Origin of the sequence: Nonomuraea recticatena, from assembly GCF_039533245.1 — a bacterium.
Taxonomy (GTDB): domain Bacteria; phylum Actinomycetota; class Actinomycetes; order Streptosporangiales; family Streptosporangiaceae; genus Nonomuraea; species Nonomuraea roseola.
In genome coordinates this window covers 61,609-72,995 of record NZ_BAAATE010000043.1, presented here as the reverse complement: position 1 = coordinate 72,995, position 11,387 = coordinate 61,609, and the positions used below count along the sequence as shown (strand labels likewise).

The window sequence follows — 11,387 nt, the reverse complement described above, 5'->3', positions numbered from 1 at the left end:
CGGCCCGGGCTCTCCCGCAGCCAGCGAGACGTCAACCGCGCCCACGCCCGCATCCGCGCCATCGGCGAACGCGCCGTCGCGACCTTGAAGAGTTGGAGGGTGCTGACCAAGCTGCGCTGCTGCCCGCATCGAGCGACCGCACTCGTGCAGGCCATCCTCGTCCTGCAGCTCATCGAAGAGGGCCGCTACTCAGGATGAAAAGGGCTCCGTAAACGACGTTACAGGGACGCCTGTCGATGGCCCCGGCTCAGTGCTGGAGCGCTCCCTTCGCGGCCACGATGATCAACCCGAGGAGGAGGTTGACGACAATGGTGGTGGCGACCACACGGCGAGGGGCGTCGGCTCTGACGACGGCTGCGGTGGCCCAGCCGACCTGTTCGGTAAGAGCGACTGCGAGCCCCAGCCACGCGGTGTCGCCCGGTCCGAGCCCCAGGAAAGGACAACTGCCACGGCAGCGGCCGGGAGTGCGGCCCCAGCAATCGGCCACTCGTGGCCGGCCGCGCGGCGGATCTGCTTCCAGGACAACTCATGATGGGCCAGCCGTTCGCCGACGAGGCTGGTGTAGACGTGAGTGGCCCAGAAGACCAGTCCAGTGGCGAGCAACATGATCATGAGCTGCAGGCGTGGAAATTGGCCCAGCGTTCCCGCGGTGGCGATGACCGAGGCGGCAAGGAGCGAGCCGTAGACCGCGCCGGCATAGTTCCTTGATGGAGCGGGTGGTTGGGCGCTGTGACGTCTCATCTCCTCATCATGCAGAGATGCCTACGGCTCTTGGCGTCACCAGGCCGGCTGGGCCATCCTCGCGGAGAACTACGCGGCATACGTCGCCGAATACGGCGAGCCCGGGTAGTCACGGGGCTACCTGGCGGCTGGGACATGTTCGGGAGCGGGGAGGGCCCTAACGCTCAGAGCGTCGAGGATCTCACCACGCTGCTGATCTCGGCGGGGAGCGCTGAGGTCGAGACAGTTACCGCTCCCGGACTGCGTAGGTCAGGTGGGTCACCCGCTGCGTCGGCTCCGCGCCGACCTGCTCCAGGGCCACGCGGCCCGCGTCCACGCTCTTGAACAGGCGGATTCCGGAGCCGAACAGCACGGGTGAGAGCGTGATCGAGAACTCGTTGATCTGTCACCCCGCTACCAGGCGGCGTGGGGACATGTTCGGGAGCGGAGGGCCTTAAACGACCGTTATTGATGGCCAATCGGGAGAAGGGTGAGGTCGATCGAGGCCTCGGTCGGGATGTGCGACCCGCGCGAGAAACTCAAAGCGCTGAGTAAGCATTCCCTCAGGAACCCCACTTCTATACGGAGCCCCGGAGCTCGCACTCTTGTTCCTTAAACGGGCTCGTTCGTCGATCGGCAACGGAGGCTTTTTCTCAGCATACTTGCGTGGATAAGCCTTCACCCAGTTCGATAGGTTGCCCGCGTTGATGACGGGTTTTCTTCGCGACCTTTGCGATGGGGACACGAGGCCTCGATCAGCGGCTTGACGGCTTCCTCTCGGCATTCGGGAGAACAACCCGTATTCGGACGAGCCAATTTTCTTGCCTTTCCAGCCGCCCCCGTCCTGACGGAAGTGCTGTCCGAAACCTTCGGGACGCCTCGGTCGGGCTCAGGCGTTCGAGTTTCTCGGCTCCACTCCGGCAAATCTGCCCATTTACATTTTCGATAATCCAGTGAAAGCCTTGGACGAAGGATGCCGTTGATCATCAACACGAAGACGGCGACAACGTAACCGGCGTAGCGAAGGGATGACATCGAGTGCCACAACTAGACGAGAGCGTCATGATCAAAAGTCTCGGCTCGACATACTGGCGCTGGATTCAATACCAGGAGAAAGCACTCTGGTGTTGGAACGCGACGGGGAGCTTCGCAATGCCGTTGAACACGCCTGAACCTCCGGGACGGATTCGCGACGAAACGCGCTCCCATCTCGGCCAAATCGCCAGAGCCAGCGGAGACGGCCCAAAACTGCTGGGCGAGATCGCCCTGGATGACGTGGAGGTGTCCACCCCACACCAGGTGTTCGCACTGCTTGTCCGAGACATCGAGGCCGGCGCCGGCCTGGAAACGGCGCAGCCGGTGGGCTGGCGCTTCCTGCTGGAGTCCGGCGGCAATGTGCTCGCCGGTGCCGAAGTCTCCGAAACGCCGGAACGCACCTTCCCGCCAACGTTCTACAGAAGCTCATCCGTTGGAGCCACCGCGACCGCGGTCAAAGCCGCACGAGCCCTGCCGCAGCTCCAACTGGCTCGGTTCGACCTCCGACTCCTGCGGATCCCCGAGCTCTACCAGATAGCCCTGTGGTTGCACTCACCCAACACCGACCTGCTCATACCGCTGACACCCTCCCCGATCGGGCGCGAGGGCCAGGTCACACCACCACCGGTGTTCTTCCGCGAACTCACCACCCGTGCCCGGGACTACAGAGCCCGCCAGCCCCGCGACCGGGAGCCGGCCTAACGCCATCCGCTCGCCCTTCCTGGGGGGATCGCAAAAGACCGCCGGGCGGCGTGAGCTGCTCGGGCAGAGCGTGTCGTTCAGCGGTCGTCGACTCACAAGTTCGCTGGCATGTCACCGCCGGGGCGACAGGCGCCTGATGAGAGGATCGCTTGGAGGGCTCCGAGTATGAGCCGGGCCGGCACAGAGTTACAGAGCGTGAGGGTCGACGCTGCGATCCCGTCCTTATGGCCGACAACGTCTAGAGCCTGCTTCGAAGTCTGTTTGGTGAGCAATGGCGCGGTCGGTGCCAACGTTGCCAAGCTCGAAGACTACCGAGCCTGGCCTCGTGTCCGGGGCAACTCTCAGGCTCCCGTGATCTTCTGGCAAGCTCGCGGGATGCTCAAGCTCACTGATTTCATCATCGACTGCCCAGACACCATGAAGCTGGCGGCTTTCTACTCCGAGGTGACAGGCCGCCCGATCAAGGAAGTCAGCCACGAGAACTGGGCCGGTATCCAATTCGGTGAGATCGAGCTGGCCTTCATCCGGGTGGACGATTACCGCGCCCCGCAGTGGCCCGACAGCGAGCACCCCAAGCAGTTCCACCTCGACTTCGAAGTGGACGACATCGAATCCGAGCAGCGCCGCGTCCTCGAACTCGGTGCGACGCTGCAGCAGGACTTCATCGGCCCCGAAGGCTACGGCTGGCGGGTCTATACCGACCCGATCGGCCACCCCTTCTGCATGTGCCGCAACAAGGGTGTCATCTGGACCGACCAGGGTCCGATCTGGCCCAAGCGCGACTAGGGCGCGTATCGGGTCGTGATCCATCTGTCGATTCGCCCTCGTGGTGAGGCCTGGACCGGTAGACCTTGTCCCGTGACGCGAGTGCAGCTGACGGACGCGGAGTGGGAGTTCATCGGGCCGTACCTGCCGATCGGCGAGTACGGCCCGTATCCCGAGCGGTTACGGCAGCAGTTCGAGGGTGTGATCTGGCGGTTCAGGACCGGCGGACAGTGGCGGGAGATGCCGCAGGAGTTCGGTGCCTGGTCGACCGTTCACAACCGCTTCCGGCAATGGCGTGACGCCGGCGTCTTCGAGGCCCTGCTGGAGGGCCTGATCGCAGAAGCGGCGAAGCGCGGTGAGGTGAACCTGTCCCTGGCCGGCGTCGACTCCACCACCGCACGTGCTCACCACGACGCGGCCGGGATGCACCTGAAGGCCGCCCTCCTGGGAAGCTTCGGCGCCGCCGCGTGCGTCACCTCGCCGCGCGTCACCACGGGTGTGCCGTGCTCGTCGGTCCAGCGCTCCTCGAGAGAGCCGCCCGCGAACGGTTCCAGATAGAGGTAGTGCCACCATTCGGCGCGATCGTCATGGTCGGCGAAGGCCCGCCACACGCGCTCGGCGGAGGCGGCGACGACCGCGGTCTCGTCAACGCTCATGGGCGGGTCTCCCGGTGAGCAGGTGCCGCAGCGCGGTGGGCGTGTGGCCGAGATGACGGCGGACCGTCCGGGTGAGGTGGGCCTGATCGGCGAAGCCGAGCTCGACGGCGAGCGCGGCGAGGCTCGTCTCACCGTCCTCCAGCCGGTCGAGCGCGCGCCCGACCCGCACCCTGTTGCGGTAGTGGGTGAGGCTGACGCCCATCTCCCGGGAGAAGGCCCTGCTCAGTCGGTACGGCGAGGCTCCCAGCAGCTCGGCGAGCGGGACGAGCCCCTCGGCGGCCGGATGCCCCGCGGCGATCGCCTCACGCGCGGCCGTGACCAGCCGCTCGGCCCGCGTGACCGTGACGAGGCGGGCCTTGGACCCCGTCGTGGCGCTGCCGTCCGCGTGGTCGGAGGACGACTGCCCGAGGACCGTGGACAGGAGCGCGAGGAGGCGTTCGGCGAGCGCGAACTGCTGGTCGCCACTCCGGGCGGCGGTGAGGAGGGCGCGATGGGCCAGCTCGACGCGGGCGTCGACGTAGACGGTGGGGCGTAGCTTCCGGCGTCCCTCGCCGGTGAGGGATCGCCAGAGCGCGGGGGAGAGGCTGAGGGAGGTGCACACGTCGCCTCCCGCCGGGTGCGCGAACCGCTCCTCCTCTCCAGGGACCCCGAGGTAGGCCGTCGTCGGATCGACCAGGGAGGCGACCTCGTCCGTCTTCCGCCTGAACCTGCCCGTGCGGACGAGCACCAGCCTGTAGTCGTCGCCGACCTCGGGCGGCGACCATCGCCGGTGGTCGTCGACGCACGTCACGACGTCGACGGTGAAGCCGGGCCCGGTGCCCAGACGACGAGCTGAACGCATGTGGCGAACGTTACGTGGCGGCACCGACATTTCCGCGGGCCGCCGCCTTCCGTTTTGGCTGCACCCCCCAACCTGAATCCGCGTCGCGGCTGGCCGCCTCTCCCTGATTCGCCGGTTCCGTCCAGATCGGCGGGCGGCCATAGGGGACAACTGAGTAAGGTCACCAGCTGACGTTCGCATCCCTACGCCGCGGAGGCACGATGACACGGTTCGAGCGGTGGAGGCGGTCGCCCGCGTTCTGGCGCGTGCTGACCCTCGTCCTGGTAGCGCTTCCACAGCTCGTCATCACCGAATACCCCTTCGCCGGCGCGCCTCAGGTCGACCACAGCGAGGAGAGCGCTCTGGTGGTAGCGGTGGCGGTCGGCGCCGCGTCGCCGCTGTCCCACCGCTTGCTCGAGTACGTCCTGGACTCCGGCCTGGTCCTGCTGGTGGCTGCCATCGTGCTCGTACTGCCTCGCGAGCACCTCCGGCGCGCCACCCCGTGCGCGGCTGGCGCCCTGGCGCTGTTCGGGCTGATCCTCGGGTACATCGCGATGACGGCGCTGGAGAGCAGCGACCTGTCGGTGGGATCCCTGCTGCTCCTGTCGCCCTTCTACCTGCTGGCCGCGGCCGGCCTCGTCGTCGGCGAGCGACGGGCGGCCTCCCCGCGCGCGGCAGACGAAGAGTCCGCAGGCGATCACCCGTAACTCATCAACCAGAGATCTCGTCGAGGTGGTCGGCGTAGTAGGCGAGGGCGCGAGCGTGTCCTCCGGCCTGCCCGCCCTCGGCCAGCACGTGCAGCAGCGTGCTCACCGCCTCGCGATGCCGTCCTGCGTTGTGCAGCGCCATCGCCCTGAACGCCCGCATCGCCGGGTCTCCGGGGAACCCGGCCAGCCCGCGCTCCAGGACCGTGAGCGCGTCGTCATGCCTGCCGATGACCCGCAGCGTGCTGCCGAAGCCGGTGAACAGGCCGACCCTGTCGTCGGCGCCGAGCTCCAACGCTCTCTCGTAGTACGGCACCGCCTCGTGCTCCAGCCCGAGCCGGTCATGCACGTAGGCCGCTTCCCTCGCCACCTCGCCGTCGTCGGGATGCCGCGCGGCGAGCGCCACCAGCACCTCGCACACCGAGTGACGTCCTGATCAGGAAGGTGACCCGCCCGCCGGGCTGCAGGGACGCGTCCGCAGCACCTCACACCTGCTGCAGCCCGAGCACTCGCAGCATGTCGAGCGCCGTCGCCTGGGGAGATCCCGGCTCGGCCGAGTACACGAGCACCGTCTGGTGGCCGTCCGGGAGCAGCATGGCGTCACAGTCGAGCGAGACCGTGCCCAGGCTGGGATGACTGACGCTCTTGGTGGCGGTACGCCACGGGGAGGAGCGCCCCTCCCGCCAGAGCTCGTCGAACCGCGGGCTGCCACGACGTAGTTCCGCGATCAGCCGGACCAGATCGGGGTCGTCAGGGTAACGGGCCTGTGCGGCACGCAGCGTACCGACCGAGGCGCGGCCTGCCGCGTCGTCTTCGTCCGGGCCCACGGCGACCTGGCAGCGGCTGCTGCCGAGAAAACGCTGCCAGATGAGGTTGCGTTGCCGCTGCGGCCACGCGGACATGTCGCCTTGCAGCGCTGCCCCGAGGGGGTTCCAGGCCAGCACGTCGCCCTTGGCCGACAGGACCAGCACGGGCAGATCCGCCATGCGGTCCAACAGCCGAAGCACGCTCGGCCGTACGACCATCGCGATGCGCCCGGCCTGTGGCGGCTGGTGGCCGGCGAGCCGGAACACCAGGTCGCGATCATCGTCGTCGAGCCGCAGGGCCTGGGCCAGTGCGGCGATGACCTGACTCGAGGGTCGCGGTCCGCGCCCCTGCTCGAGCCGGACCACGTAGTCGACGCTTAGGCCTGCGAGCGTGGCCAGTTCCTCCCGGCGCAGACCCGGCACCTGGCGACGCGTTCCCGCCGGCAGTCCGACCTCGTGCGGTCGTACGCGAGCTCGGGCTGTGCGGAGTACTTCGGCGAGTTCGGCACGATTCACTCTTCAAGCATGCCTCCTGGATCGCCTCGGCCGGGTGGTACCGCGGGTCCCATGCCTCGGCGGTCCTGGTGGGCCCCGGGTGTGCGCATGGAGGATCGGCTCCATGACAGAGGCGAAGACGGTGGCGTTGGTCACCGGAGCGAACAAGGGGCTGGGCCGGGAGACCGTACGCCGCCTGGCGGGCGAGGGGTGGCAGGTCTTCCTGGCCGCGCGGGACCGGGGACGCGGCATCGAAGCCGCGGAGACGCTGGCGGGTGAGGGGATCGAGGTGGAGTTCGTCGAGCTTGACGTGACCTCGGACGAGTCCGTGGCGGCGGCGGTGAAGGCGGTCGCCGAGCGCGTGGATCGCCTGGACGTGCTCGTCAACAACGCCGGAGTCGGTGGCCCGTTGCTGGATCCCGCCGACATGGACGCCGACACGCTCCGCGTGCTGTACGAGGTGAACGTCTTCGGTCAGGTGCGGGTCACACACGCGTTCCTGCCGTTGCTCCGCAGGTCGCAGCAGCCCCGCATCGTCATGGTGTCCAGCGCTCTCGCCTCGCTGGCACACGCGGGTGACCCCGCCCGTCCCGAGCACGGCTTTCTGAGCCTGGACTACGCCTCCTCGAAGGCGGCGCTCAATATGATCGTCTCCCAGTACGCCCGGGCGCTGCCCGGGTTCCAGGTCAACGCTGCGGATCCGGGCAACCCCGCCACCGACATGAACCATCACACGGGTGTTCACACCGTCGGGGAGGGAGCCGCTGCGATCATCAGATTGGCCACCTTGGACCCCGGCGGGCCGACGGGTGGCTTCTTCGGCAATGACGGCCCCGTCCCATGGTAGGAGTGAAGATGACCAGGATCCTGACGATCGGGCTGCATCCGAGCGCGATCGACTACACCTCCTTTCCCGGCCTTGACGAGGCGACGCTCACCGCACGGATCGAGCAGGGCGACGCGGCCCTGCGGGCGGCGGGCTTCGATGCGGTGCGCTGCCTGGTCGGCACCGACCCGGACGAGGCAGAACAGAGCGTTCGTGAACGGTTGCCGGAGGGGCCCTTCGACGTGGTCATGATCGGAGGTGGGGTGCGCATGGCTCCTGAGCACACCCTCCTGTTCGAACGGCTGGTCAACGTTCTGGTGGCGACGACCCCCGGAGTCCGGTTCTGCTTCAACACCTCACCGGAGACGACGATCGACGCCATTCGCCGTTGGGTCTGACCCGCGGGACTGGCTGCCGGCCTGGGACCCGCGGGCCATGCCATCGCGGCGAAGGCGGCGGCTCGCCGTACCTTCCGGCGTACTGGGCCTTTACCGGAGGGTGGCCGGGCACGTGGGACAGTCGGGACATGTGGGAGTGGTTCGCCCGGGAGGTCGCAGAGGCCGGGAAACTGCGGTTGTTCTGCTTCTTCGTGCTGTTCCTGTGCACGTTCCTGTTCATCAGGATCAGCGTGCGGATGATCAGGAAGCAGGTGCGGTGGTGGCCAGGCAACGTCACGCCCGGCGGGACGCACATTCACCACGTCGTGTTCGGGCTGGTGTTCATGTGCCTCGGCGGGATCGGCGGCCTCGCCGTCCATGATGGGCGCTCCTTCGCCGCTGGCGTCACCGCGGCGCTGTTCGGGGTGGGGACGGCGCTGGTGCTCGACGAGTTCGCGCTGGTACTGCACCTCGACGACGTGTACTGGACCGAGCAGGGACGGTTCTCGGTGGACACCGTCTTCGTGGCGATAGCGCTGTGCGGGCTCGGGCTGGTCGGCGTCAGCCCGCTGGAGATCGGGGAGGCGCTCGCCAGCGACAGCCTCCTCGACGGCGGGGTCATCGTCGGCACCAACATCCTGTTCGCGGTGGTCACCCTGCTCAAGGGCAAGGTCTGGACGGGGCTGGTGGGGATCTACCTCACCCCGCTGGCCCTGGTCGGGGCGGTACGGCTGGGCAGACCAGGCTCGCCGTGGGCGCGCTGGCGCTACAGGGACGGATCGCGCAAGCTGCGCCGCGCCGAGCGGCGGGACAAGAAGATCCGCGAGCCGGTGGAGCGCTTCAAGCGCACGGTGCAAGACCTGGTCGCCGGGCGCCCGACCGGCTAGGTCAGCCGACGATCTCCTCGTGCGGCATCGCCGACAACGCCTGAGCGGCCCGCAGGAATGCCTGCCGATCAGCCGCGGAGAGCGCACCGAGCACTCGCTCCTCGTTCGCCTGAATGTCGGCCTGGGCCGCCCTGCGCGCCGATCGGCCGTCCTGCGTGATGGCCAGCAGCCGGGCGCGCCGGTCCTCCGGGTCGGGTTCGCGGGAGATCAGCCCGGCTTCCTGCAGCCGGTCGAGCGTGCTGATGATGCGCGTCTTGTCCGCGCCGATCGCCTCGGCCAGAGCGGCCTGGGTGCGGATCGGGCTGTCGTCCAGCGCGCTGAGCACGACATAGCTCCACATGGAGATGCCGTGCTCCTCCAGCACCCGAAGCTCCGCGGCGATCAGGGACTTCACCAGAGGCTGCAGCATCGCGGCGAGGTCACGACGTTCGGTCACCCACCTACGATAACCCTTGACTTATGATAAGCAAGCGCACATCATAAGCGCATGTATAGCGAATCTTCGACCGCCTCGCCCAACCCGCTGAGCGACGGCGCCGAACTCATCGCGCTCGATGAGCAGGCCGTCCGGACCAGCGTCGAGGTGGTGGAGCAGGTCACGACCGCGGACCTGGCCAGACCCACCCCCTGCGCAGGATGGAGCCTGCGCGACCTGCTCGCGCACATGGCCACGCAGCATCACGGCTTCGCGGCGGCCTCCCGTGGCGAGGGCGACCCCGCCTGGTGGGAGCTGCGCTCCCTGGGTGACGACCCGGTCGGGAGTTACCGGTCCGCGGCCGAGCACGTCCTGGCCGCCTTCGCCGCCGACGGTGTGCTCAGCCGGTCGTTCCCGCTGCCCGAGATCAGCGCCGACCGGCCGTTCCCTGCGACGCAGGCGATCAGCTTCCACTTCATCGACTACGTCGTGCACTCCTGGGACGTGGCGAAGACCTTGGACCTCGCGGTGGAGTTCGAGCCCCGACTGCTCGACGTGGCGCTCGCCGTCGCCAGGGCCGTACCGGGCGGTGCAAGCCGTCTCGTCCCCGGCGCCGCCTTCGCGCCGGAAGTGGCGTGGTCGAGCGGGTCACGTCTCGACGAGATCGTCGCCGTCCTGGGCCGCGCCCCAGACTGGTCCCGGGACTGAACACCACCGCTTTCCGCGCCCCTCGCCTGAATCACGGACCACGTCAGAGGGCGTGGCCTCCCGCGACCTGGAGCACCTGGCCAGTGATCCACCGCGCCTGACGGGAGGCGAGGAAGACGACCGCGTCAGAGATGTCGGAGGGCTCTCCGACACGTCCCATGGGGATCACCGACGCGGAGTGCTCGACGATGGCCTCCGTCATCCAGCCGGTCTGCACGGGGCCGGGCGCGACCGCGTTGACCCGGATTTCCCGGGGCCCCAGCTCCAGCGCGGTGGCCCGGGTGAGGGCCTCGAGCGCGGCCTTCGAGGTCCCGTACCCGATCTGCCCAGGGAAGGCGCGCGCGGCATCGGTGGAGATGTTGACGACGCACAACGGGACCCCGGCGGTGTGGCGCCTGGCCACCTCGGCGATCAGCAGGGCCGGGGCCACGGCGTTGACGCGGTAGTGCCGCTCCAACGACGCGGCGTCGAGCGTGTCGAGGGTGTCGGCGCTCTCGCAGTGCGCGGCGTTGTTGACGAGCACGTTGATCGGCCCAAGACGTCGTTCGACGGCGTCGACGAGCTGCCTGGCGGCGTCGGGGTGGGACAGGTCGGCGCTGACGGCGACCCCCCCGATCTCGGTGGCGAGCCGCTCGGCTGACGCGGCGCTCGGGGTGAGGTGGGCCCACGCCGTACCGTCGGGCGCGGGTGGCTCCTGCGCGAGATAGTGGACGGCGACGCGAGCCCCCTGCGCGGCGAAGGCCCGGCTGATCGCGCCGCCGATGTTGGCGCCTCCGCCGGTGACGAGCACGTTCTGCCCGGAGAGCTGGGGGTCGATCACGCTCTTGCTCCGTTCTGGTTGGACGTCGACGCCGGACCCCACCCCGGTTCGGGCAGTGGCCGTCTTGTCGACGGCTATCACAGGCGGGGCGCCCCACGCCGCGTCGCGCGGCGCTCGGAGGGCTCAGCGGGTCAGGCGCAAGGATGTTCAAGACCGGAGGAGGAGCGGCCGGGCAGCCTGGACGCATGACAACGCACACACCCGCGATCGCTGAGATATCCGCCCACGTCATCGACTGCGCGCGTCCCGCCTCCTTGGCCGAGTTCTATCGCTCGGTTCTGGGCGGGCGGATCACGCACAGCGACGACGACTCCGCCTACCTGGACGCGGGCCAGGCACAGCTGTCCTTCATGCGGGTCGAGGGCCACCAGGCTCCTGCCTGGCCGGGCGGCACCAAGCAGGCGCATCTCGACCTCAAGGTCACCGACCTGGAGACGGCGACCAAGGAACTGCTCGACCTCGGCGCGACGAAGCCCGACTTCCAGCCGGGGGCGGGCGAGTGGATCGTGCTGGCCGATCCGGAGGGGCACGTCTTCTGCATCGCCGCGTGACCTGGCCTGACAGGAGCCGCCGCTTCCCTTCGTCCGCCAGGAGCGCCGAGGTGGCGTAGTCCCGCTGGGAGCCGTCGAAGCACGACTCCCCGCGGGACTA

At 68.6% G+C, this 11,387-nt stretch carries 15 protein-coding genes and 1 pseudogene; 10 read left to right on the top strand and 6 right to left on the bottom strand.

Annotated elements, in window-relative coordinates; translation table 11 throughout:
* On the top strand, positions 1-198 hold a 198-nt coding region (locus ABFX50_RS44945), incomplete at its 5' end, for a transposase family protein (RefSeq protein ID WP_346155892.1).
* Positions 199-967: 769 nt separating this feature from the next.
* Here the strand turns inward: ABFX50_RS44945 and ABFX50_RS44940 are convergent.
* Positions 968-1,093 carry a dihydrofolate reductase family protein gene (locus ABFX50_RS44940; RefSeq protein ID WP_346155889.1) on the bottom strand — a complete coding sequence of 42 codons (126 nt, stop codon included), beginning with the start codon at positions 1,091-1,093 and terminating at the stop codon, positions 968-970.
* Positions 1,094-1,782: 689 nt separating this feature from the next.
* On the opposite strand from ABFX50_RS44940, the gene ABFX50_RS44935 reads away from it, so the two are divergent.
* The 3 genes and pseudogenes from ABFX50_RS44935 to ABFX50_RS44925 all read left to right on the top strand — a co-directional run.
* Positions 1,783-2,457 (top strand): hypothetical protein, encoded by a 675-nt coding sequence (locus ABFX50_RS44935; protein WP_346155886.1) that lies wholly within the window; start codon positions 1,783-1,785, stop codon positions 2,455-2,457.
* A 375-nt stretch (positions 2,458-2,832) separates the two neighbouring features.
* Positions 2,833-3,243 (top strand): VOC family protein, encoded by a 411-nt coding sequence (locus tag ABFX50_RS44930; protein ID WP_346155883.1) that lies wholly within the window; start codon positions 2,833-2,835, stop codon positions 3,241-3,243.
* A 72-nt stretch (positions 3,244-3,315) separates the two neighbouring features.
* Positions 3,316-3,690: pseudogene (locus ABFX50_RS44925) on the top strand (transposase); the annotation flags it as partial.
* A gap of 177 nt (positions 3,691-3,867) precedes the next feature.
* On the opposite strand, the gene ABFX50_RS44920 reads toward ABFX50_RS44925, so the two are convergent.
* Positions 3,868-4,719, bottom strand: a complete 852-nt coding sequence (locus ABFX50_RS44920; protein WP_346155881.1) for a helix-turn-helix transcriptional regulator — start codon at positions 4,717-4,719, stop codon at positions 3,868-3,870.
* A gap of 200 nt (positions 4,720-4,919) precedes the next feature.
* Between ABFX50_RS44920 and ABFX50_RS44915 the strand changes: the two genes are divergently transcribed.
* Entirely contained in the window at positions 4,920-5,405 is a 486-nt protein-coding gene (locus tag ABFX50_RS44915; protein ID WP_346155880.1) for a hypothetical protein, read from the top strand.
* A 4-nt stretch (positions 5,406-5,409) separates the two neighbouring features.
* On the opposite strand, the gene ABFX50_RS44910 is transcribed toward ABFX50_RS44915, so the two are convergent.
* Complete coding sequence (locus ABFX50_RS44910; RefSeq protein WP_346155878.1) at positions 5,410-5,823, bottom strand: tetratricopeptide repeat protein; 414 nt, start codon at positions 5,821-5,823, stop codon at positions 5,410-5,412.
* A 64-nt stretch (positions 5,824-5,887) separates the two neighbouring features.
* Positions 5,888-6,724 carry a helix-turn-helix domain-containing protein gene (locus ABFX50_RS44905; RefSeq protein ID WP_346155875.1) on the bottom strand — a complete coding sequence of 279 codons (837 nt, stop codon included), beginning with the start codon at positions 6,722-6,724 and terminating at the stop codon, positions 5,888-5,890.
* Positions 6,725-6,827: 103 nt separating this feature from the next.
* On the opposite strand from ABFX50_RS44905, the gene ABFX50_RS44900 reads away from it, so the two are divergent.
* From ABFX50_RS44900 to ABFX50_RS44890, 3 genes are all read left to right on the top strand, one after another.
* A complete protein-coding gene (locus tag ABFX50_RS44900; protein ID WP_346155871.1) occupies positions 6,828-7,550 on the top strand; it encodes an SDR family NAD(P)-dependent oxidoreductase in 723 nt (240 codons plus the stop codon).
* 8 nt (positions 7,551-7,558) lie between these two features.
* Complete coding sequence (locus ABFX50_RS44895) at positions 7,559-7,927, top strand: hypothetical protein (protein WP_346155869.1); 369 nt, start codon at positions 7,559-7,561, stop codon at positions 7,925-7,927.
* 128 nt (positions 7,928-8,055) lie between these two features.
* The gene (locus ABFX50_RS44890) at positions 8,056-8,793 is read left to right on the top strand and encodes a hypothetical protein (protein WP_346155866.1); all 738 of its coding nucleotides are present in this window, start codon (positions 8,056-8,058) and stop codon (positions 8,791-8,793) included.
* 1 nt (position 8,794) lies between these two features.
* Here ABFX50_RS44890 and ABFX50_RS44885 read toward each other — a convergent pair whose 3' ends face one another.
* Positions 8,795-9,229 (bottom strand): MarR family winged helix-turn-helix transcriptional regulator, encoded by a 435-nt coding sequence (locus tag ABFX50_RS44885; RefSeq protein WP_346155863.1) that lies wholly within the window; start codon positions 9,227-9,229, stop codon positions 8,795-8,797.
* 51 nt (positions 9,230-9,280) lie between these two features.
* On the opposite strand from ABFX50_RS44885, the gene ABFX50_RS44880 reads away from it, so the two are divergent.
* Positions 9,281-9,916, top strand: a complete 636-nt coding sequence (locus tag ABFX50_RS44880) for a TIGR03086 family metal-binding protein (protein WP_346155860.1) — start codon at positions 9,281-9,283, stop codon at positions 9,914-9,916.
* A gap of 43 nt (positions 9,917-9,959) precedes the next feature.
* On the opposite strand, the gene ABFX50_RS44875 is transcribed toward ABFX50_RS44880, so the two are convergent.
* Complete coding sequence (locus ABFX50_RS44875) at positions 9,960-10,736, bottom strand: SDR family NAD(P)-dependent oxidoreductase (protein ID WP_346155857.1); 777 nt, start codon at positions 10,734-10,736, stop codon at positions 9,960-9,962.
* A 185-nt stretch (positions 10,737-10,921) separates the two neighbouring features.
* Here ABFX50_RS44875 and ABFX50_RS44870 point away from each other — a divergent pair, with 185 nt between their 5' ends.
* Positions 10,922-11,287 (top strand): VOC family protein, encoded by a 366-nt coding sequence (locus tag ABFX50_RS44870; RefSeq protein WP_183643956.1) that lies wholly within the window; start codon positions 10,922-10,924, stop codon positions 11,285-11,287.
* Positions 11,288-11,387: the final 100 nt, after the last annotated feature.